The organism is Mesorhizobium sp. WSM4841, assembly GCF_055811515.1.
Window position 1 is genome coordinate 53,115 of sequence record NZ_JBVVQC010000019.1, and the last position, 21,386, is coordinate 74,500.

Below are 21,386 nucleotides of genomic sequence, written 5' to 3' on the forward strand. Positions count from 1 at the left end.
CAGCTGGCCCGCCAGGCCCCGCTAGCCGCGCCGTATGGTGCAGCCGCACACCAGCCCGCACGTCCCTAATACATTGATATCACTCGGATAATTGTGCCGGAGTTCTCGCCGTGTTTTACTGTCCTGTTGGACAGTAGGAGGCGACCGATGCACATCTTGGTCAGGGATAAGCGAACCGGCAATGAAGAATGGATGCCGCTTGAAGCCGCCGCGGAAGTCATGGAACTCGATCCAGCCGAGATCGAATGGGCGCTGGAAGAGTTCGGCGAGTGCGAGTCCGTCGGCTACATCGCCATCGAGCCGGAATAAACCGCCACGCACAGCTGCGCTCCCAGATGCGGCGGTCGTCTCTCGATCGCAGCATTTTCGCATGTGCGGCTCTCTCCGGGGCGGTTGTCTCGACCCTCCCCCCTTCGCAAAGGCAGTATTGGACGGGTCGATGGGACCCGTCGGCCCTCGAAAGGAACTGGAGCTAATACGCGCTACCCCGCTACGCCGCCCCCGAGGTCGGCGAGACGCGGATGCGCGGCGCGCCGACATATTGGCCCACGATGAAGCCATCGTCCCAGCGTCCACAGGCCTCTGTCGCGGCAACGGCCAATCGCGCGGGACTCTCTTGATGGACCACAAGAAAGAAGACCACATGGGCGGTGGTGAAGGTCCAGACCAAGGAGTTCGAAGCGACACTTCGCAACCGCTCGATGGATGAAGTTATAAAGGCCCGGCGCTCGACTCTGGGAAAGTGCTGGTAGATCAGCAAGGACTTTCCCGATGCGTAGAACGCACGTACCTCGTCCAGGTAGACGTACTTGCTTGAATTCTTCCGCCCTTTGATGAGCGTCGTTTCCAAGCCATTGTCCGGGTCGAAAAACACCAGGTCAGCGTCGCGAAATTCGGTCGCGCATCTGTCCATGAATGCCCGGCGACCGGCAGCGCTGTCGGACAGCTGCTCATTGAAATATGTTGCACTGGCGACCGCGCCGCTATCCTCAATACTCTGCAGCCGGCGACGATCCGGCTCGTCTGCAGCGTGTGCCAGTATGTCGAACAGTTCCGGGTCGAAGTGCCGATACCGATCTGGCTGCTTAAGATAGGCCAGCTTGCCGCCATCGGAGCTCCCGTCTGACGGTGTCAGCATCCAGGTCACGCCAATGCGATTAGCGCCGCCCCACGACAACGCCCGCAATAATGCATATTTCCGATAGTCGCTGACGTCCCCGACGTACTGATGCTTCACGCGCCCGAATCCCGTTCGAGCGAGCATGACACAATACCCGAATTTGGGGTACTTCAATTTCGGGTTCTATTGAAGCGCTGGTCTCTTGCACTGGCGTCTCCGTTGTCTTCACTCCGTTCCGATCTCTACCGGAAAATGATCGCCCTGCTTGTGCAGGCTCGCAAAGATGCGGGCATTACGCAGGTCGAACTCGGGGAGCGGCTAGGCCTGCGCCAGACCGTCGTGTCGAAGTTCGAACTGGGCGAACGTCGCCTTGATGTAGCTGAATTTGTCGCGGTAGCGAGGGCGATTGGTGCTGATCCAAAGCAGTTGATCGAGGCAGCAGACCGCGAGGGCCCATAACACCTGAGGCAGCGACCGCTGACGGAGATCTTGTAAGCGGCTATTATGCACTGAAATAGGGGCGGCACGGAGGTGCGCCGCCCCATATTGGGTCATGCGTAACGAACGAGCTGCCAAACGACAGCTGTGCCGCCGTAAGGAGGCATGCGGTTGCCCCTCGCTATTGGCGCGGTGGTGGTGTGGACGCCCACAACCTTCCAGACGCCGCTCTCGGGGCATGTTTCGCCTGTACGCGCTGTTGTACCGATCGGTTTCATTGGTTCGTTCTCCGGCGACGGTTGAATTGACGCCGATGCGGAGTATTTTGGACTTGGGGTGCTGGTCCGCAGCGGCTTTGGCCATGGCTGATGTCGCTGTCCAGCCAGACCGAGGGCGGAGCCGCTACAACGGCTCCGCCTTTCTCGCTGTGCTAGGCTGCAAGCAGTTCGGTCAACTCCGCCATCACCGAAGGTGTGAGTTGTTGTCTGACTGTGCGCCTAGCCCTAAAGGCGCGGACGCTAATCGCGGATGGAGTGGATCCGAACAGATTGGCCACTTCCCTGTGTGTGTGACCAGCTGCGACGGCAACCATCAGCGGCCAATCGTGTGGGACAATGACTTTCCTGACAAGGTTGCAGAGACTGCGCACCTCGATGTCGGGCACGGGGTTCGTGCGGGGTTCTCCGTGGGGCAAGTAACGCTGGCGGAGGACCTTACGGTGCCGCTCTCTGCGAGCAGCCGTGTTTGCGGCTGTGTCAACTGCCTGCTCGTCGAGGCCATTGCCACATTCGAGCATCTTGTTCATCACCGTTTCAAGCGCGGCTGTCTGATTGTTAATCTTGGTGCTGCGGGCAAGTCGGCCCTGGAGGCGCTCAAACGCCTCCCATTCCGGTGGAAGGGTAGCCAATCTATTCTCCTTTGTCTGTGCGGACCGATGTTGGCCGCTGGAACGCTACCCCTCTTGGAGACGGGGATCTCCAGCCGGGACGCTATGCCCGGCCGGAGCTTTCCGGCCCCTCTGAGGAGTATCAATCGTTAGGATACCAAGTCGCAGAAATATTACAACGTCTAGACAGCCAACTGGATCCGGTAAGCATCCGACCATTCGCGCCGGAAGTTTTCGAGTACTTTCGCCGCGTCTTCATTGTGGGCCACCATGCGGCTCTGTGTCCGTGCCAGAGACAGCAGCAGCAGCTCCAGAGCGGCAAGAGGGCCACGCGCGTCATCCTCTGCGGGCATTGCGTTGCCCTCACCATCATCGTCACCGCCGGTTTCCAGCTTTTGCAGAGGCTCATAAAGCTCGGCGAAGAACGGGTGAGCGGTGTTGATGGTTAGGATGATGCGGCCGAACTTATGTCGGACATCATAGAATGGCCAATACTCGTCGTGCTTGAGGTCCAGGATGTACCGCGACTTTTGAATGCGCTCGAACGCTTCCTCGTCGGTTTCGTCTTGACGCCGCAGGGTGCTGGCAAGGCCACGCAGATTGGCCTCTAGGTCGGCCTTTTCCGTATCGGTGAGCTTGCTATCAACTTCGGTGGGCTGAAATCCTTCGGCTTCGTTTGCTCGGGCTTCGCTTGCTGTCGGCTGGGCGGGCTTCCTAGCCGCTGACTGAGCTGCCTGGAAGCGTTTGATTTCGTCGTTCAGGGTTGTGATGTCATCCCCGATTGCTCGCTTAATGGCTTCCTCCACATAGCCCTTCAGACGAACGCCCTGTTTATTGGCCGCCACGCCAAACGCTTCATCAAGTTCGCCGCCGAAGTCGATCTGGATGCGGTACCAGTGAGTGACCGTGTGCCGGGTGGTCAGCTTTGGCATTGGCCCGGCAAACACCTCGCGGTCGTTTCTAAGAATGGAGACGGTGAGTCCGCTGAAAACCTGAAGGTCATTCTTCAGCGTCTTTTTCGTCAGGTGATACCAATCCTCAATCGGCAGCTTGAAGACTTTGATGGTGATGGGCCTGCTGGTCGGGCTGTTCTCCTTCAAGGGGATGGGCACCTCCCGAGAGAAGAGCAGACGGCTGGCCTTGGCGATACCGGAATCGAGGTACCTCTGATGGCGCGCGCCAGAAAGTGAGTAAGTCGGGTCAACCGACTCGACGAGGCGGTTGTTGACGTAGAGTGAAAGCCCCAGGGCAATATGGCGCCGATACACTCGTCCCATCTCTTTCACAGCATGATCAACCAGAGTCTGGACCTTCCGGTAGGTCAGGTGATCGCAAGTGGGCATGTAGACGATCGTCCCCGACGGCCCAAGCCGTTCTTCCACGTCGTCGTTTCCTTCCACGAGCAGGGTCTGCTCGGAACGGGACTTGGGAAAAATCATTGCCTGTCGGAACAAGTCAGCGATGTCGTCAGGCAGCTCCGTGGAGAGAGTTGGCTCGGGCAACCCAATCAAGTTGGTGCGCTCGCGACCGATCGCATCCACGTCCAAGGTCATATTGTAAAAGGCACGAGGCTCCTGCCAAGAATACACGTCGAGAACGGGCGACATGCTTAATGCGGCGGTCTTCATGCCCATACCGAAACGTGCGATTCCGGTTCGATTGCCAAAACTCATCGACCCGCCAAATGCCATGGCGACTTTGAGCGTCGTCGGCGCCATGCCTGAGCCGTTGTCGTATACGGCGGCATCGATCACAGCGTCATCCCGGCTGCCCGACTGTCGGAAATAGACCCGAACTTCGGTCGCTCCCCACTGTATGGAGTTGTCGACATGCTCACAGAGCGCTGACGTGGTGTTGTTGTACCCTACGTCGCGTAGGGACTGGATAAGGGTCTGGGCAAAGAAAAGAGGGACGGTTGCTCTTTCTTTGATGATACGATTGAGGACAGCCTTGCCACCTCTCGGAGCATCATTTCCCCAATTCAGGACAGGGGGTTCCTGTTCGATGATATCTTCTGCCATTTTCGTCTCCGTTTTTTTGACGCCAGCTGTTGGCGCCAGAGACGGCCACTGTCGGCCGATACTCATTCGGCGACGAGGTTCACAAAATCTTACATCCAGCTCCGAAAAAGCAGCCGAGCGCGATCAGATCGTTTCTTGAATTCAGGAATCCTTTGGCGTGCTGCAGCGACACTGCGTCTTCACGCGAAGTGCAATCTTGCGACGTCCCCTAGCCGGTAACCCGCGCGTAACCCTGGCTTTCGAATGGTCCTGGGAAGCCGGTGGGTTCCATCCGCCCAAAACGCGAAAAAGCCGCGGCGGACCGCGGCTTTTCGATGCTTGATTCCCTTAGAGGAAACTGGAGCGGGTGAAGCGATTCGAACGCTCGACCCCAACCTTGGCAAGGTTGTGCTCTACCCCTGAGCTACACCCGCTCGCGCGGCTTTTGGGCCGCAAGCCGCGCCTATATGGCTGAAGGGCGCGGCGATTGCAACAGGGAAATCGCAGGTTTTTTGGCCGCACCGGCGACGTAAACGAGCCTTCCCTAGCGCGGATAGGAACGCAATCGGCAGCCTTGCTGCGCAACGGCCTTGTCTCGGCCGCGTCATTGGCCGTAAACGGCATGATCCAAACCGCGACAACAAGAAGTCCCACAAGAAACAACATGCCGAAAACCGAAGCCGAGCTTTTCGCCTTTCTCGCCGATCTCGGGATCGAGGTCTCGACCTTGCGTCATCCGCCGCTGTTCACGGTCGCCGATTCGCAGGCGCTGCGTGGAGAAATTGCCGGCGGGCACACCAAGAATCTTTTCCTCAAGGACAAGAAAGACAATTTCTTCCTGGTCAGCGTCGGCGAGGAGGCGGTGGTCGATCTCAAGCAGATCCACAATGTCATCGGCGCCGCCGGGCGCGTGTCCTTCGGCAAGCCGGAGATGCTGATGGAGCTTCTCGGCGTCGTTCCGGGGGCGGTCACGGTGTTCGGCTTGATCAACGATACGGAGTTGCGGGTCAAGGTCGTTCTCGACCAGGAGTTGATGAGCCATTCGGTCATCAATGCCCATCCGCTGACCAATGAGGCAACGACATCGATCGCCGCCGCCGACCTCGTCAAATTCGTCGAGGCAACCGGGCATGATGCTGTTATCTTGAAAGTCACAGCATGATCGCCACATGGATGACGATAAACCGACTTCCGACTGGGGATAAGGACGTTGCGCCGAGTCGGTGGCCGGCGTCGCGACCGAAAGGATGACGAGATGAGCGACAACAATCCATTTGGCAGCAGTGGCGGACAGTATGCCACGTCGGTGCAGTATGGCGGCACTGACGCCACCTCCGCGAAAGTCGCGCTTGGCGAGCCGCCTGTCGCCGTCGACGTCATCAAGGATACAACGACCGCCACATTTGCCGCCGACGTCATCCAGGAATCGCGCCGTCAGCCGGTGCTGGTCGATTTCTGGGCGCCATGGTGCGGACCCTGCAAGCAACTGACGCCGCTGCTGGAAAAGGCGGTCACGGCCGCCGGCGGCAAGGTCAAGCTGGTCAAGATGAACATCGACGACCATCCTTCGATCGCCGGACAGCTCGGCATCCAGTCGATACCGGCAGTCATCGCCTTCAAGGACGGCCAGCCGGTCGACGGCTTCATGGGCGCCATTCCCGAGAGCCAGATCGCCGCGTTCATCCAGAAGGTCGGCGGCAAGAACAACGGTGCGCCGCAGGTGGCCGAGGCACTTGCCGCGGCCGCAGAGGCGCGCGCCGCCGGCGATGTGCAGACCGCGGCGGACATCTACGACGCGATCCTGGAACAGGCGCCGGAGACAATCGAGGCCATTGCCGGGCTGGGCGATCTGCTGTTCGAGGCCGGCGATGCCGAGGGCGCCGAAGCCGTGCTGGCGCGGGCGCCGGAAGCAAAAAAGGATGCGCCGCCGCTCGCCGCGCTGCGCGCCAAGATGGCGCTTGCCGCGCAGGCACAAGCACTTGGCAATCCGGCCGAGCTCGAGCGGCGCCTGGCTGAGAACCCCGGGGACCACCAAGCACGGTTCGATCTTGCCATGATCCAGAACGCCAACGGCGAGCGCATGGCCGCTGCCGACAATTTGCTGGCGATCGTCAAAGCCGATCGCTCGTGGAACGACGACGGCGCCAAGACGCAATTGCTGCAGTTCTTCGAGGCATGGGGCATGACCGACGAAGCAACGTTGGCGGCGCGGCGCAAATTGTCGTCGCTGCTGTTTTCCTGAGCGCGCATCAAGCTGTTTTTGCTTGATGGCCTTGCGGTCGGCGGCGGCTGCGCCAGATTAGGGCGAGAGATCAGGCCGTCGGTTCTCTAGCTTGTGCCGATCGGGGAGGATCGGGATTTGATGCGCTTCTTGAGGAAGCGAGCGGAGGTTCGAAGTGCAGGCGGGAAACGCGCATTACCGGCTCGATACGGATTTGCCGTCGACGGTGCCGATCTTCCCGCTTGAAGGCGCATTGCTGCTGCCGGGTGGCCGCATGCCGCTCAACATTTTTGAGCCGCGCTATCTTGAGATGGTGGATGAGGCGATCGCCGGATCGCGGCTGATCGGCGTCATACAGCCCAGCCTCGACGGCGCGCGGCGTGCCGACGGCGAGCCGGAGCTTTGCAATGTCGGCTGCGCCGGACGCATTATCGCCCTTTCCGAGAGCGGCGACGGCCGTTACTTGATTTCGCTGCAAGGTGTGTGCCGGTTCCGCATCGTGCAGGAACTGGCGGTCAAGACGCCCTTCCGCCAGTGCCGGTTTGCGCCCTTTCTCACCGATCTCGACGAAGATCAGGCAGAGGCCGGGATCGACCGGCCGGCGCTGCTCAAGGCGTTTCGCGCCTATTTGCAGGCCAACGACCTTGAAGCCGACTGGGAAAGCGTCAGCCGCGCCGAAAATGCCATGCTGGTCAATGCGCTATCGATGATGGCTCCCTACGGGCCGGCCGAGAAACAGGCGCTGCTCGAAGCGGCGGATTTGAAGACGCGCGCCGAAACGCTGATCGCCATCACCGAAATGGCGCTGGCACGCGAAAACGAGGATTTCGGGTCGAGTCTGCAATAGGCAAGGTAGAAGGACGCAGGGATTAGCCCAATTGCGGAAGTCGGCGCCGCCCCTCATCCCCCTGCCGGGACCTTCTCCCTGTATAGTGACGGGGAGAAGGGGCTGGTGGCGGGGCTCGGCACCCGTCCTGCAACGCTGGTGATTGGCGAAACCGCTGATGGCAGCGTCAACGCCCGAAGACTGAGGGCGAACGCGAAAGCTGAAGTGATTGCCCCAAAGAAGGACAGACCAAAATGGTGGATGGTCGTGACGGAACGAAGGCCAATGTCGACCCGAAACTGCTGGAATTGCTGGCCTGCCCGCTGACCAAGGGCCCGCTTACCTGGGATCCGGAGCGCAACGAGCTCATCTCGAGGGTCGCACGGCTTGCCTATCCGGTGCGTGACGGCATCCCGATCATGCTGCCTTCGGAGGCGCGCGCAATCCCCTTCGAGGAAGGATTGCCCCCGCCGCGCCTGGGCGGACCGTCCTGAACGGTGTAAGGCCTATTGAAAATTGCGCCCCTTGGGCAGCACCTTCTCCGCCTTTCCCGACAGCGCCGCGAGATCCCGCTGGACCGGCGCGGCTTGTGGAGAACGTGCGTCTGCAGCGCCCTCTTCGCGGTTGTCATTCTCCATGCGCCCACTGGCCGGACGCTCATTGACAGGCTGGCCGGTACCGGCCTCCTCCAAAAGCACGGACAGCCAGGGCGTCAGATCCTCGACCTTCTCGGCAACGATATGGATGACGTCCGATTCCGACTGCAGTTTGCCGGTGACACGGACCAGCCGCGCGCCCATGACAATGGGCCGGTAGCGGTTGAAGGTTCTTTCCCAGAAAATGACGTTGGCGACGGCCTGCTCGTCTTCCAGCGTCAGGAAAATCGCTTTGGCGTTACCCGGTCGCTGCCGCACCAAAACAAGGCCGGCGACCGAAACGCGCTTGCCGTCCCGAACCTGGCCGAGGCGCGCATTGGGCGTGACGCCGGAACGGTCCAGCCGCTGGCGCAGAAAGGCCAACGGATGCGCCTTCAGCGACAGGCCGAGCGAACGGTAGTCGTGGATGACATGCTCGCCGAGCGGCATTGTCGGCAGCCTGGTCTCGGGCTCGAGATCGCGCAAGCGGATCCCCGGCTGGTCGAACAGCGGCAGGGTCTCGGCGGCACTCCTGCCGTCGAGCGCGCGGACCGCCCATAGGGCGTCGCGGCGGTCGAGGCCGAGCGAACGGAAAGCGTCGGCTTGCGCCAGCTTCTCGATCTCGTCGACATAGAGGCCTGAGCGAAGCCAGACATCGCGAACGGTTGCGTAGCCGTCGCCGCGTCTGGCGACAAACACCTCCATGCGCTCCTTCGACAGGCCCTTGACCTGGCGGAAACCCAGCCGGACGGCATGATTGGTCCGGATGACGCCGCGCATCTGGGCATGGCGGTCGAGGACGCGGGCCGGGTCGAAAGGCGCTTCCTCCAATGCGCAGTCCCAACCGGAAAAATTGACGTCAACCTCGCGGATTTCGACGCCGTGGTCGCGCGCGTCGCGGACAAGCTGAGCCGGCTGATAGAATCCCATCGGCTGGGAATTCAGGATCGCGGCGCAGAACACGTCGGGATAGAAGGTCTTGAACCAGCAGGAGGCATAGACCAGCAGGGCGAAGGAGGCGGCATGGCTTTCGGGAAAGCCGTATTCGCCGAACCCCTCGATCTGCTTGAAGCAGCGCTCGGCGAAGTCCTTTTCGTAACCCCGCAAAACCATGCCGTCGACCATCCGCTTGTGATAATTGCCGATCGTGCCGGTGCGCTTGAAAGTGGCCATGGCGCGGCGCAGTTCATCGGCCTCGCCCGGCCTGAAGCCGCCGGCGACGATGGCGATCTTCATCGCCTGTTCCTGGAACAGCGGCACGCCCAGCGTCCTGCCGAGTATCTCTTCCAGCTCCGGCTTGGGATATTCGGGCTTTTCCTTGCCTTGCCGGCGGCGCAGATAGGGGTGGACCATGTCGCCCTGGATTGGGCCCGGCCGCACGATCGCCACCTCGATGACGAGGTCATAAAAGGTGCGTGGCCTGAGGCGCGGCAGCATCGACATCTGGGCGCGGGATTCGATCTGGAAGACGCCGATCGTGTCGGCGCGGCAGATCATGTCGTAGACATGTTTGTCCTCGGCTGGGAGGGTGGCCAGCACATAGGGCTGGCCATAGTCATCCCGCGCATCGGGATAATGATCCTGGAGCAGGGTGAAGGCGCGCTGCAGGCAGGTCAGCATGCCGAGGGCCAACACGTCGACCTTGAGGATTTTCACCGCGTCGAGATCGTCCTTGTCCCACTCGACCATCTTGCGCTCGTCCATCGCCGTCTTGATGATGGGCACGATCTCGTCGAGCCGATCCCTGGTGATGACGAAGCCGCCGACATGCTGCGACAGATGACGGGGAAAGCCCATGATCTCGTTGGCGCATTCGATAACCTGCCTTGTCACTGGATCGGTCTGATCGAGGCCGCCGGCCCTGGTTTCCTTTTCGCCGAGCTCCGAGGTCGACCAACCCCAGATCGAGCTGGACAGCGCACTCCTGACATCGTCCGACAGGCCCATCGCCTTGGCCACTTCGCGCATCGCCGACCGGCCCCGGTAGCTGACGACGGCCGCGGCAAGCGCGGTACGCTTGGCGCTGTATTTCGAGTAGATGTACTGGATGACCTCTTCGCGCTTTTCATGCTCGAAATCGACATCGATGTCGGGTGGCTCGTTTCTTTCCTCGGAAATGAAGCGCTCGAAAAGCGAATCGATCCGCTCAGGCCCCACTTCGGTGATGCCGATGCAATAGCAGACCACCGAGTTGGCCGCGGAGCCGCGTCCCTGGCAAAGTATGCCCTGGCTGCGGGCAAATTTGACGATGTCGTAGACAGTCAGGAAATAGCGCGCGTAGTTCAGGCGCTCGATCAAAGCGAGCTCCTCTCGGATGCGCTTCGTCACATCGGCGGGAACGCCTGAGGGATATCGTATCGCCGCTCCCTCTCGAGCCAGCCGTTCCAGTTCGGCCTGTGGCCCGAGGCCGGATTCCGTCGGTTCGTCGGGATAGTTGTATTGGAGGTCACTGAGAGAGAAGCTCAATTCTCCGGCAAAGCGCAGCGTTTCCGCCAGTGCCTGCGGATGCCTGCGGAAAAGCCGTGCCATCTCCATTGGCGGCTTCAAATGGCGCTCGGCATTGGCCGCCAGTTCCAGACCCGCTTCGGCAACAGGTACGGTGAGGCGGATCGCCGTCAGCACGTCCTGCAACCGGCGCCGTTCGGACGTATGGTAGAGAACGTCATTGGTCGCCATCAGCGGAATACCAGATAGCTCAGCCATGGCAGCCGCCTGCTCGATCCGGAAGCGGTCGTGGCCATGATAATCCGGCGAAACGGCAAGCCGCAAAGCCTTGCCGAAGCGATCTTTAAGCCGGCTAAGCAAAGTGAGGTCATTATTGGCGCCCGCCGACAGATCCGGCAGGACTGCCAGGGACATGAGATCGCCCCATTCGAAAAGGTCGTTGCGATAGAGAAGCGGTGCGCCCTTTTCGCTTTCGTCGCGCATATTGGCTTGCGTCAGCATGCGGCACAGATGGCCCCAGCCCTTGCGGTCCTGCGGATAGGCGAGAACGTCGGGCGTGCCGTCGCAAAAAACCAGGCGGCAGCCGGGATGATAGGAAAGACCTTCCACCTTGGCCTGCTGCCAGGCGCGCACGACGCCGGCCACCGTATTGCGGTCGGCAAGCCCGATCGACGAAAAGCCCAGAAACTTTGCCGCGACCACCAGTTCCTCCGGCTTCGAGGCGCCGCGCAGGAACGAGAAATTCGACTGGATGCCGAATTCGGCATAGGGAATGACCGTCAGCGCGTTCATGCGAAGACCCCATGCATGAACCAGCGCGGCGTGGCGTGCGAGGCGCCGTAGAGACCCTGGCGGTAGAGCCAGTAACGGCGGCCGTCGCTATCCTCGATGCGGAAATAATCCCGGATCGCTTCCTGCCCCGCTGCCTCCCGCCACCATTCCGGGGCGATGCGTTCCGGCCCTTCGGCGCGCGCGACCCGGTACAGCGCGCGCCGCCAGCGGAAATTCATCGGCGGTCCCTCAGGCATTTCGGTGGCCGGCACCTCGATCGGTTCGGGCGAACGGAACAGCCGGATCGGCCGTTCCGGCCGAAAGACAGGCTTGGAGGAAGTGTCTTGTATCTTGCCCGGCTTCTTCGGCGGAGAGACCCTTTGCGGCGCCTCCGCATAGGGAAGCATGGCGACGGCGCGCTCCGGCAGATGACTCTCGACGGCGACCGGTTTCAAAACCGCGCTGTCGCCGAGCCGGGCGCGGATGCGGTCGGCGAAAAGGGCGATGTCGGCGCCGTCATCGCTCGTCTCTCCGGTCAAGTCGGCCTGCTGCATGTCGAAGGCCGCGGCCGACAGGACCGAGAGGCGCACGAGATCGAAGCCATAGCCGGCATCGATGTCCTGTTCGAGCGCGGCAAGCCTTTCGTGAAACAATTTCTGGATCAGCAGCGGCTCGCGCAACGGCCGCGAGGTGCCGACGGCGATGCGGCTGACGGCGCCGTCGACGCGGAAGAGCAGCAGCGCCAGCCTTCTTGCGCCCTCGCCGCGGCGCTCGAGGTCCGCCTTCAATGTCGTCGCCAGCATTTTCACCAGCCGCTCTATTTCGTCGGTCAGCATGATGGGTTCTGCGAGATGGCGTTCGACCGAAAGCGGCGCCACCGGCAGGCGCGGCGACACCGCCTCGTCGAGGCGGCCGAGCGCCTGGTCGAGGCGCAAAAGCAGCGAGACACCGAAGCGGCGGGCGAGCGGCGCGCGCGGTGCTGCCATGACGGCGCCCGCCGTGCGCAGGCCGACGCTTTCCAGGCTGGCGCGGATATCAGGCTCGATGCGCAGCGCCGCCAGCGGCAAGGGTGCGAGGAGCGCTTCCTCCTCGCCACCGGGGACGATGCGGTCACTGGCAAACCGCGCCGCCGCCCAGGCTGCACCAGGTGTGGCGGCAAGGCCGGCGCGGACATCGAAACCCTGATGGAAAAAGCGCGACAGGATGTCGTCCAGCATCGACCGTTCGCCGCCGAAAAGATGGGTGCAGCCGGTGACGTCGAGGAACAGGCCGTCGGCTGCGTCGAGCGCCACCAGCGGGGTGTAGCGGTCGCACCAGTCGGCAAGGCTTTCGAGCAGGCGGCGGTCGGCCTCGGGATCGGCTTCCACCACGTCGATCGAGGGATGCATGGCGCGCGCGTCGGCTATGCCCATGCCGCGCTTCAGGTGAAGCGCCTCAGCCCGCTCGTCGAGGGCGGCGATGCGCTGCGCGTTCCCCTGGCGATGGCTGATCACCAGGGGCAGGTGATCCGACGGCCGGGAACGCCAGGACCGCCCCAGACGCTGGCGCAGGATCCTTTCCGCGGCGAGATGCGGAAACCACAGGGACAGGATTCGCTGACCGTTCTTCCCCGGTCCTTCTTTCCTCGAAACTGCGTTCATCGGGGTTCCACTCCAGTGTGAATTGTCCTGGCAAGGCCGTGCGGCTCTTGCCGATGCTGACGGTGAAGGCGGGGCGGCCGATCGAGCCGGCGAGCGGCCCGGCGATCGTCTCGCGGGGTGCCGACGGCGCCGCCGACAGGACGAGGCGGACGGGTGCCGCCGTCGGCTCGGATTCGCCGGCCTGGCGCAGCAGGAACACCGGCCGGCCGGCATTCTGTGCCCGGGCGTGCAGCCGCCGCGTCGCGGTGAGGTCCAGCCGCTGCGGACTGCCGCGGATTTCGAGGATGACGGCGGCGAGCGCTGTCATCCGGGCGGCCTCCTCGGCGGTCCACAGCGCATCGAGGAGCCTTGGCGCCTCGGAAAACAGCAATTGCTCCGGCTCGATGCCGAAAAGGGCGTGAAGCCCCCTGGCATAGGGAAAGCCGGCCTCCCGGAAGATTTCCGCGGTGCCGATCCACAGGACCGGCAGTCGCGGCTCCTGTTTGAGGATCAGGCTGACGAGCGACAGGGCGAAGCCGGCGACGGCCCCGGCATCGCGGGTCGCGGCGCCATGGATCTCGCTCAGCGCCGCCTTCGGCAGGCCGCCGCCGAGCGCAGTATCGAGAGCTTCGGCGCCGGTGCGCAGAAACGCATCGGGCGGCGCCACGGCGAGGCCGCGGCGGACGATTGTCAGATCGTGGGGCGTGACATCAGCTGTTGGATTCCGGGGCGCATCAACGGGAGCGCCGGCCGGCGCCTCCAGGCGCTCGGGCAGCGTTCCCTCGATCTTCGCGATCTGGCGGCGCAGGGCAAAAACAGTCTCCCGCGCCACGGCGCTTGTCGCCATGACGGTCAGCTTCCACTCACAATTGTTCCTGTTATGTTCTCTAGGATTCCAGAGGGCGGCCGAAGAGTCAAGCGGAGTCATGGGCGGAGTCATGGGGAATTTATTCCTGCCGCACGTGGACGGCAACCCGGCCATTTGCCGAGTCCGGCGCGAAAGCCTATATGCCGGGATCAGAAGGACAACGCATGGCCCGCATCTACAAGACCCGCACCTGGCACGACCAGCTTTCGCCGTCGATGGAGGAAATGGAGTTCCTGGCGCTGGAGGCTTACGCCCATCTGCCGGAGGAGTTTCGCAAGCTGACCGGCGAGATCGTCATCCAGATCGCCGAATTCCCGACCGACGAGATCATGGACGATTTGTCGCTGGAAACGCCTTTCGACCTGCTCGGCCTGTTCGAGGGGCGCGGCATCGCTGAGCGCTGGAATCCGCAGACCGGCGAGGGGCCGAACCGCGTCACGCTCTACCGCCGCGCCATCCTCGACTACTGGGCCGAGAACGAGGAGACGCTGGGCGACATCGTCACCCATGTGCTGATCCACGAGATCGGCCACCATTTCGGCCTGTCGGACGATGATATGGAGCGGATCGAAGAGGCGGCGGAGTAGGCTGTGTTGATATTCAGGTGATGCCGGCCTGCGAACGGCAGTTCCCTGCGCTTCCGGTGCTCACGTACCCAAAAGTACGCTCCGCTCCGGTTCTCGGAAAACCACCCAGTCTGGTCGCTTCGCGCCCGTCTTCGACTCCGGCGCGGCCTGACCTGAATCTCAACACACCCTGCGTCGGAGCTTTGCAAAATCTACCAGTCGCTGAGCTTGGTGCTGGGCCCGTATTCCTGACCCTCGATATCCTTTACCACGGCCTGGCCGCAGCGCATGGCCTTGGCCTCCATGTCGTAGGAATAGGTCGGCGAGCCGAACAGGTGCCAGCCCTTGTTGAGCGCTGCCGTCACCTTGTGGCAGAAGCTGGAATCGTCCGGACCGGACAGAAAGCGGTAGAGTTTCATTTTTCATTCCTGTCGTGAGTTGCCAATCATGCCCCGATGGCGGCCGCCTTCGCCAGCAGTTTTTCGGCCTGCGCCAGATGCAGCCGTTCGACCATTTTTCCATTCAGCGCGATGACACCCTTGCCGGCATTTTCGGCAAGCGCGAAGGTATCCTTTACCGAGCGTGCCTCGGCCACCGCTTCGGCAGATGGCGCGAAGGCCCGGTTCGCGGCATCGATTTGAGCCGGGTGGATCAGCGACTTGCCGTCGAACCCCATGGCGGCCGCTTCCCCGCATTCGCGCGCAAAAGCGTCCAGATCGCGAAAATCGTTGAAGACACCATCGAGCAGGTCGAGGCCGCCGGCGCGCGCGGCGAGCACCATCTGCATCAGCCACGGTGCGAGGTAGCGCCGGTCGGGCGTGGCGAGAGTGCCGGTCTCCTTGACCAGATCGTTCGTTCCGGCAACGAAACAAACCAGCCGCGAGCCCGGATCGCGGCCAAGCTCGGCGATCGGTCCGATGTTGAGCAGAGCCTTGGGCGTTTCGATCATCGCCCATAGTTTCACCTCGTCGGGTGCGAAATTGTCGTCGAGGACGTCGCCGGCTTCCAGAACGGCGCGCGGTGTGTCGACCTTGGGCAGCAGGATGGCGTCGGGCTCGCAGAGTGCCGCCGCCAGCAAGTCCTTGGGGCCCCATTCGCTGGAGAGCGGGTTGATGCGCACGACCATCTCGCAGCGCCGGCCGGGGCGATTTGCGAAGATGCCGGCCAGTTTTTCCCGCGCGGAGACCTTGTCGGCCGGGGCGACGGCATCTTCGAGATCGATGATGACGGCATCGCAGGCCAGCGACGAGATCTTGGCCAGAGCCTTGTCGTTCGAGGCCGGGACGTAAAGCACCGAGCGGCGCGGGCGATAGGTTTCAGTCATCTCAGATCTATGCCGCCTGCGGCCGGTCGAGGCAAGCACGCAGGGCAATCGCTTCGGACAGTCATAGCTTGTATTGGATATGAGCCAATCGTCGAAGTTGGCGCCGCCCCTCATCGCCCTGCCGGGCACTTCTCCCCGTATAGTGACGGGGAGAAGGGGCTGGCGCAGCCTCGGCGCCATTCTTGCAAAGCTGGTGATTGGCGAAACCGGCGATGAGAGCACCCCTCTCCCCGTCACTACACGGGGAGAGGATGCCGGCAGGCAGGTGAGGGGCAGCGCAAGCGCCCGGAAAGGGTGACGGGGCGGATTCAAACCTGAAGTGATTGCCTGACCCTGCACAAAAACTGCACGAGATTGCGGAAATTCTCCTCAGATCCGCCCCGCCGCCTGCATTTCGATCGGCGACATACGCCGCATGCAAGAGCGAGAAAAGCCCCGTTGGTCCCTGCCGTACCGCCTCCGCAATGACGGTTGGTGGCTGGTCGATCCACCCCGGCCGGACGGTTCGGCGACCCTCTTCCCCTTCATCCGCAAATCTCCGCCCCCCGGCCGGATCAAAGCCGCTGCGAAAATCCGATCATGACATCGTGGCTTACGGCCGCGCCGAGCTATTGCGCGCGACTCGGCGTTGCCGTCCTGCTTGCCGCGCTGGCGGATTTCTTCTTCTATGGGCAGCCCGTCGGCATCACGTTTTTCCTGTTCGGCATCACGCTTGCCGCCGCAGCAGCGGCCATCCAGCCGTCGGCGCTCAGCGCCCGCGGCCTGTGGTCCGCTGCCTTGCTTGTCGGGCTGCTGCCGCTTATCGAAAATGTCAGTGCGCTGTCGGTCGCGATCGGGCTTGCGGCGACGGCCGTCTTTGCGCTTTCGCTGGTCGGGCGGCTGTGGCGCGGCCCTGCCCGCATTGCCGGCCAGGTCGCGCTCTTCCTGCTCGCAGCACCCTTCCGGTTCGTCCACGATTTCTTCCGCTGGCGCAAGGCGGCACGGCGGTTCGGTCGGCGGCGCATCCGCCTGGCGGCGATCGCCGTCTGGATCATGCCGCTGACCCTGGGCGCAGTGTTTCTCGCGCTGTTCGGCGCCGCCAATCCGGTCATCGAATACTGGTTGTCGCTGATCGATCTCCTCGCACTGCTCGACTTCATCGAGCTGCCGCGGCTGGCCTTCTGGCTGTTCGCGCTTGCCGGCACCTGGGTCTTTCTGCGCCCGCGGCTGCCGCGCTTTTTGCGCCGCATTGCGCATCTTGCGTTGCCTATCCCCCTCGGGGTGACGACCACAAGAGCCGCCGCCAAGCCGGTCGAGGACATCGTCTTCGGCAAGGCCGCCATTCTTCGTGCGCTGGTCGTCTTCAACATCCTGTTCGCGGTGCAGACCGCACTCGACGCCACCTATCTGTGGGGCGGCATCGCCCTTCCCGACGGGCTGACCTACGCCGCCTATGCGCATCGCGGCGCCTATCCCTTGATGGTCACTGCGCTGCTGGCCGCGGGCTTCGTGCTGGCGGCGTTGCGGCCGGGCAGCACGACCTCCGGCGATCCGTTCATCCGCCGGCTGGTCTATGTCTGGGTGGCGCAGAACATCGTTCTGGTCGTCTCCTCGATCCTGCGGCTCGAACTCTATATCGGCATTTATGCGCTGACCTACTGGCGCGTCGCTGCCTTTGTCTGGATGGGGCTGGTGGCGGCGGGCCTCGCCCTGATCATCGCCCGCATCGCGCTCGGAAAATCCAATGAATGGCTGCTTTCCGCCAATCTTCTGACGCTATCGGCGACGCTTTATGCCTGCTCGTTCATCAACTTTACCGCACTGATCGCCAACTACAATGTCGAGCACTCTTTCGAAATGACCGGCCAGGGCACCGAGCTCGATTTCTGGTATCTGCGTTTGCTCGGTCCCAGCGCCTGGCCGGCGCTCGATCGCTTCCTCGAGCATCAGGGCAGGACGAATGCGGCCAGCGTTCCCTCCTACCGCGAACTCGCCCGTTTGCTTGGGCAGGACGAGGCCCGCTACCGCGCCGGCCGAGAAAACTGGCGCGCGTGGAGCTTTCGCGACTGGCGGCTTCTGCGCTACCTCGACAGGAGAGGGTCGCTCGTGGTTCCTGACGGATACGAATCTCACGCGCCGGGTCGCTGATTGATGCCGCATAACATCCTAGTCGCCGACGACGATCCGCACATCCGCGAAATCATCTGCTTCGCGCTCGAAAAGGCCGGCATGAAAACGGTTGCCGTAGCCGACGGCGCCGGCGCATTGCAGGCGATCGAACGCCGCGCGCCCGATCTTGTCGTGCTCGACATCGGCATGCCGGAGATGGACGGGCTGGAGGTCTGCCGGCGGCTGCGGCACACATCCGATGTGCCGGTGCTGTTCCTGTCCGCGCGTGATGAAGAAATCGACCGCATCCTCGGGCTCGAAATGGGTGGCGACGACTATGTCACCAAGCCTTTCAGCCCGCGCGAACTGGTCGCCCGCGTCAATGTCATCTTGCGGCGCGCTCGCCCGACAAAGGCCGAACAGGCCGACGACAGGCAATTCTCGCACGGCAGACTGGCTTTGCTGCCGGCCAGCCACGCCGCCAGCTTCGACGGCAGGCCGCTGGTGCTGACCTCGATCGAATTCGCCATCCTGAAAGGGTTTCTGGAACGCCCGGCGCATGTGCTTGACCGCGACATGGTGATGGCCAGTGCTTATGCCGCTAACATCCATGTCGCCGACCGCACCGTCGACAGCCATATCCGCAACATCCGCGCCAAGCTGGCGGCGGCCGGCTGCACGGATGCGATCGAGACCGTGCATGGCGTCGGCTTCCGGCTGGGCAGGTGCGGCGCGTGACGGCGCAGAAATGGCGGCCGCGCCTCGCCACGGTCGTTGTTGCCATCTTGATCATGGTGATGGCGCTGCCGCTGGTCGGCCTGTTCTTCTTCCGGCTCTACGAGAACCAGCTGATCCGCCAGACCGAGGCCGAGCTGATCGCGCAGGGCGCCGTCCTCGCCTCCATCTATGCGCAAGACGTCCGCGCCGCGGGCATCCCGGCCGAGAGGCTCGGCGCGGCCGTGCCTGCCGACAGAGACAATCCGGACTCTCCCTACCGGCCGATCGAGCCAAGCCTCGATCTCGCCTCCGACAGGGTTCTGGCGACACGGCCTGCGGCGACGGCCGCCACCGTCGATCCCGCCTTCACGGCGATCGGCGCTCGCCTGTCGGGCATTCTTGCCGAGACGCAGAAGACCACGCTTGCCGGCTTCCGGCTGCTCGACCCAAAAGGCGTCGTCATCGCCGGGCGCGAAGAGGTCGGCCTGTCGCTCGGCGCCGTCGACGAGGTTCGCGCAGCATTTGCCGGCCGCTATGCCAGTGCGCTCCGGCAGAGGGTTCCGAACCAGCCGTCACCATCGCTCTATTCGGTCAGCCGCGGCACGAGAGTCCGCGTCTTCGTCGCCATGCCGGTCGCGGTCGACGGCAAGGTCGCCGGCGTGGTCTATCTGTCGCGAACGCCGAACAACATCGTCAAGCATCTCTATAGCGAGCGCGGCAAGGTGGTGCTGGCGGCGATCGCCGTCCTCGGCGGTACGCTGCTCATCGGCCTGATCTTCCTGCGCACCGTCAGCCGGCCGATCTACGCGCTGATGGAACGGACAAAGCGCATCGCCGCCGGCGACCGCGAAGCCATCAGGCCGCTCGATCATCACGGCACGCGCGAGATGGCAGCGCTTTCCGACGCCTTCCTCGACATGGCCGAAAAGCTGCATGCGCGGTCGGACAGCATCCAGACCTTCGCCACCCATGTCTCGCACGAGCTCAAATCGCCGCTGACGGCGATCCAGGGTGCGGCCGAATTGCTGCGCGATTCGGGTAGCGCAATGGACGAGGCCGAGCGGCGGCGGTTTTCGAACAACATCGTCACCGACGCGGGGCGGCTTAATCTGCTGGTACGCCGTCTGCTCGACCTGGCGCGCGCCGAAAATCTTGCGCCCAGCGGCGAAAGCACGTCGGTTGGCGCCGCGCTGGCACTGCTGCCGGCCGAGGATAGGCTGGCGGTCCGCGTCGAGGCCGGCGGCGATATCCGCCTGCGCATCTCGGCCGAGAACGCGGCGATCGTGCTCGCCAATCTCATCGACAATTCGGAGCGGCATGGCGCGACGCTCGTTTCGATCACGGCGGCGAGCGCGGACGGCAAGGCGACGATCCTGGTGAGCGACGACGGCGCCGGCATTTCGCCCAGCAACCGGGGGCGGATCTTCGAGCCGTTCTTCACCACGCGCCGCGATTCAGGCGGCACCGGCATGGGCCTCGGCATCGTGCTGGCCCTCCTGAAAGCGCATGATGGCACGATCCGGCTGGTTGACTCCGAGCGCGGCACGCGCTTCGAGATCATCCTGCCGGCTGCATGAATTGGAGCATTTATCCTTTCCGAAAGCCGGCTTTCGGCATCATGCTCTGGAACTGGAGAATCGAAAAAGTGCGCTACGACGTCGTCATCATCGGTGGAGCCATCGTCGGCTCCTCGATCGCCTATTATCTGCGCGAGGAAGGCTTTTCGGGCTCGATCGCGCTGGTCGAGCGCGACCCGCAATTCGCCCATGCGGCAACGACGCTGTCCTGCGCTTCGATCCGCCAGCAGTTTTCGATTCCCGAAAACATCCGCCTGTCACAGTTCACGTTGAAACTGTTCCGGCGACTGACGGAAGAATTCGGGGCCGACGCCGATATCGGCTTTCGCGAAGGCGGCTATCTCATCCTTGCCGGCGAGAACGGGTTGCCTATCCTCAAGGCCAACCACGAGACGCAGTTGGCCGAGGGCGCCGACATCGTGCTTGAGGATGCGGAGGCGCTCGTCCGCCGGTTTCCGTGGCTGTCGACGGAGGGCATCACCGCCGGCGCCTACGGCCGCACGGGCGAGGGCTGGTTCGACGCGCATGCCATGCTGATGCTGTTCCGCAAGGCCCTGCGGGACAAAAACATCGATTTCATCACCGCTGATGTGACCGGTATCGAACGGCAGGGCGACCGCGTCACCGGGGTAAACCTCGACAACGGCGAGCGGCTCGACGCCGGCATCGTCGCCAACGCCGCCGGGCCAAATGCCGGCAAGGTTTCCGCAATGGCCGGACTGGCGCTGCCGGTGGAGCCGCGCAAGCGCAATGTCTTCATCTTCGAGGCGCGCGAGAAATATGATGACATGCCGCTGCTGGTCGATCCCTCAGGTATCTATGTCAGGCCGGAAGGCTCGGTCTATATCACCGGCGGTGCCGAGCCGGAAGAGGACGACGGCCCTGCCGATCCCAGCGATTTCGAGCCCGACTGGCCGCTGTTCGAAGAGGTGATCTGGCCGGTGCTGGCGACCCGCATTCCCGCCTTCGAGGCGATCAAGCCGACGCGCGCCTGGGCCGGCCATTACGACTACAACACGCTCGACCAGAACGCGGTGATCGGCCCGCATCCGCAGGTCAGGAATTTTCTCTTCGCCAACGGTTTTTCCGGCCACGGCCTGCAGCAGGCGCCGGCCGTCGGCAAGGCGCTGGCCGAGCTGATCGTGCATGGCGGCTACCGCACGGTGGACTGCTCGGCGTTGGGGTATGAGCGCGTCGCCGAGGGGCGGGCTTTCAGGGAATTGAATGTGATCTAGCCAAGAAGGGCTGGCGCCGCGACGGTCCTTTAGATGCTGGAGGGACAGCC

The 21,386-nt window shown here is 63.1% G+C and carries 19 protein-coding genes and 1 tRNA gene; 11 read left to right on the plus strand and 9 right to left on the minus strand.

Features of this window, described 5'->3' with window-relative positions:
- The first annotated feature begins 147 nt into the window (after nt 1–147).
- The gene (locus AC0L14_RS21440; RefSeq protein WP_473750662.1) at nt 148–309 is read left to right on the plus strand and encodes a hypothetical protein; all 162 of its coding nucleotides are present in this window, start codon (nt 148–150) and stop codon (nt 307–309) included.
- A 181-nt stretch (nt 310–490) separates the two neighbouring features.
- Here the strand turns inward: AC0L14_RS21440 and AC0L14_RS21445 are convergent, their stop codons facing one another.
- Nucleotides 491–1,237, minus strand: coding sequence for a hypothetical protein (locus AC0L14_RS21445; protein WP_473750663.1), 747 nt, complete (start codon nt 1,235–1,237; stop codon nt 491–493).
- A gap of 135 nt (nt 1,238–1,372) precedes the next feature.
- Here AC0L14_RS21445 and AC0L14_RS21450 point away from each other — a divergent pair, with 135 nt between their 5' ends.
- Nucleotides 1,373–1,579: a helix-turn-helix domain-containing protein gene (locus tag AC0L14_RS21450; protein ID WP_473750664.1), complete on the plus strand. Its 207-nt coding sequence runs from the start codon at nt 1,373–1,375 to the stop codon at nt 1,577–1,579.
- 409 nt (nt 1,580–1,988) lie between these two features.
- Here AC0L14_RS21450 and AC0L14_RS21455 read toward each other — a convergent pair whose 3' ends face one another.
- The 3 genes from AC0L14_RS21455 to AC0L14_RS21465 all read right to left on the minus strand — a co-directional run bounded on the left by AC0L14_RS21455 (nt 1,989) and on the right by AC0L14_RS21465 (nt 4,878).
- Nucleotides 1,989–2,465: a hypothetical protein gene (locus AC0L14_RS21455; RefSeq protein WP_473750665.1), complete on the minus strand. Its 477-nt coding sequence runs from the start codon at nt 2,463–2,465 to the stop codon at nt 1,989–1,991.
- A 161-nt stretch (nt 2,466–2,626) separates the two neighbouring features.
- Nucleotides 2,627–4,465 (minus strand): ATP-binding protein, encoded by a 1,839-nt coding sequence (locus AC0L14_RS21460; protein WP_473750666.1) that lies wholly within the window; start codon nt 4,463–4,465, stop codon nt 2,627–2,629.
- Between the two features lie 338 nt (nt 4,466–4,803).
- Nucleotides 4,804–4,878, minus strand: a tRNA-Gly gene (locus AC0L14_RS21465).
- A gap of 230 nt (nt 4,879–5,108) precedes the next feature.
- On the opposite strand from AC0L14_RS21465, the gene AC0L14_RS21470 reads away from it, so the two are divergent.
- From AC0L14_RS21470 to AC0L14_RS21485, 4 genes are all read left to right on the plus strand, one after another.
- The gene (locus AC0L14_RS21470; RefSeq protein WP_473641708.1) at nt 5,109–5,606 is read left to right on the plus strand and encodes a prolyl-tRNA synthetase associated domain-containing protein; all 498 of its coding nucleotides are present in this window, start codon (nt 5,109–5,111) and stop codon (nt 5,604–5,606) included.
- Nucleotides 5,607–5,699: 93 nt separating this feature from the next.
- A complete protein-coding gene (gene trxA / locus AC0L14_RS21475; protein ID WP_473750667.1) occupies nt 5,700–6,686 on the plus strand; it encodes a thioredoxin in 987 nt (328 codons plus the stop codon).
- A 154-nt stretch (nt 6,687–6,840) separates the two neighbouring features.
- A complete protein-coding gene (locus AC0L14_RS21480) occupies nt 6,841–7,512 on the plus strand; it encodes an LON peptidase substrate-binding domain-containing protein (protein ID WP_095495673.1) in 672 nt (223 codons plus the stop codon).
- Nucleotides 7,513–7,745: 233 nt separating this feature from the next.
- Nucleotides 7,746–7,985 (plus strand): Trm112 family protein, encoded by a 240-nt coding sequence (locus AC0L14_RS21485; RefSeq protein ID WP_473485992.1) that lies wholly within the window; start codon nt 7,746–7,748, stop codon nt 7,983–7,985.
- Nucleotides 7,986–7,997: 12 nt separating this feature from the next.
- Here AC0L14_RS21485 and AC0L14_RS21490 read toward each other — a convergent pair whose 3' ends face one another.
- From AC0L14_RS21490 to AC0L14_RS21500, 3 genes are read right to left on the minus strand one after another with little or no spacing between them, the layout of a single operon-like run.
- Nucleotides 7,998–11,363 carry an error-prone DNA polymerase gene (locus AC0L14_RS21490; protein ID WP_473750668.1) on the minus strand — a complete coding sequence of 1,122 codons (3,366 nt, stop codon included), beginning with the start codon at nt 11,361–11,363 and terminating at the stop codon, nt 7,998–8,000.
- On the minus strand, nt 11,360–12,835 hold the full coding sequence (locus AC0L14_RS21495) for a DUF6504 family protein (RefSeq protein ID WP_473525915.1): 1,476 nt from the start codon (nt 12,833–12,835) through the stop codon (nt 11,360–11,362). The genes AC0L14_RS21490 and AC0L14_RS21495 overlap by 4 nt, the downstream gene beginning before the upstream one ends.
- Nucleotides 12,777–13,808 (minus strand): ImuA family protein, encoded by a 1,032-nt coding sequence (locus AC0L14_RS21500; RefSeq protein WP_473525914.1) that lies wholly within the window; start codon nt 13,806–13,808, stop codon nt 12,777–12,779. Before AC0L14_RS21500 ends, AC0L14_RS21495 begins: the two co-directional genes overlap by 59 nt.
- Before the next feature lie 185 nt (nt 13,809–13,993).
- Here AC0L14_RS21500 and AC0L14_RS21505 point away from each other — a divergent pair, with 185 nt between their 5' ends.
- Nucleotides 13,994–14,416 (plus strand): metallopeptidase family protein, encoded by a 423-nt coding sequence (locus AC0L14_RS21505; RefSeq protein WP_095495668.1) that lies wholly within the window; start codon nt 13,994–13,996, stop codon nt 14,414–14,416.
- 191 nt (nt 14,417–14,607) lie between these two features.
- On the opposite strand, the gene AC0L14_RS21510 is transcribed toward AC0L14_RS21505, so the two are convergent.
- Together AC0L14_RS21510 and AC0L14_RS21515 are read right to left on the minus strand one after the other, a co-directional pair.
- On the minus strand, nt 14,608–14,814 hold the full coding sequence (locus AC0L14_RS21510) for a DUF1737 domain-containing protein (RefSeq protein ID WP_473750669.1): 207 nt from the start codon (nt 14,812–14,814) through the stop codon (nt 14,608–14,610).
- A gap of 26 nt (nt 14,815–14,840) precedes the next feature.
- Complete coding sequence (locus AC0L14_RS21515; RefSeq protein ID WP_473750671.1) at nt 14,841–15,719, minus strand: HpcH/HpaI aldolase/citrate lyase family protein; 879 nt, start codon at nt 15,717–15,719, stop codon at nt 14,841–14,843.
- A 579-nt stretch (nt 15,720–16,298) separates the two neighbouring features.
- Here AC0L14_RS21515 and AC0L14_RS21520 point away from each other — a divergent pair.
- The 4 genes from AC0L14_RS21520 (at nt 16,299) to AC0L14_RS21535 (ending at nt 21,336) form a co-directional block, all read left to right on the plus strand.
- Nucleotides 16,299–17,846, plus strand: a complete 1,548-nt coding sequence (locus AC0L14_RS21520; protein ID WP_473750672.1) for a DUF4153 domain-containing protein — start codon at nt 16,299–16,301, stop codon at nt 17,844–17,846.
- A gap of 3 nt (nt 17,847–17,849) precedes the next feature.
- Nucleotides 17,850–18,545, plus strand: coding sequence for a response regulator (locus tag AC0L14_RS21525; protein ID WP_473750674.1), 696 nt, complete (start codon nt 17,850–17,852; stop codon nt 18,543–18,545).
- Between the two features lie 59 nt (nt 18,546–18,604).
- Nucleotides 18,605–20,101, plus strand: a complete 1,497-nt coding sequence (locus AC0L14_RS21530; RefSeq protein ID WP_473750692.1) for an ATP-binding protein — start codon at nt 18,605–18,607, stop codon at nt 20,099–20,101.
- A 68-nt stretch (nt 20,102–20,169) separates the two neighbouring features.
- Nucleotides 20,170–21,336: an NAD(P)/FAD-dependent oxidoreductase gene (locus AC0L14_RS21535; protein WP_473485985.1), complete on the plus strand. Its 1,167-nt coding sequence runs from the start codon at nt 20,170–20,172 to the stop codon at nt 21,334–21,336.
- Nucleotides 21,337–21,386 lie beyond the last annotated feature (50 nt).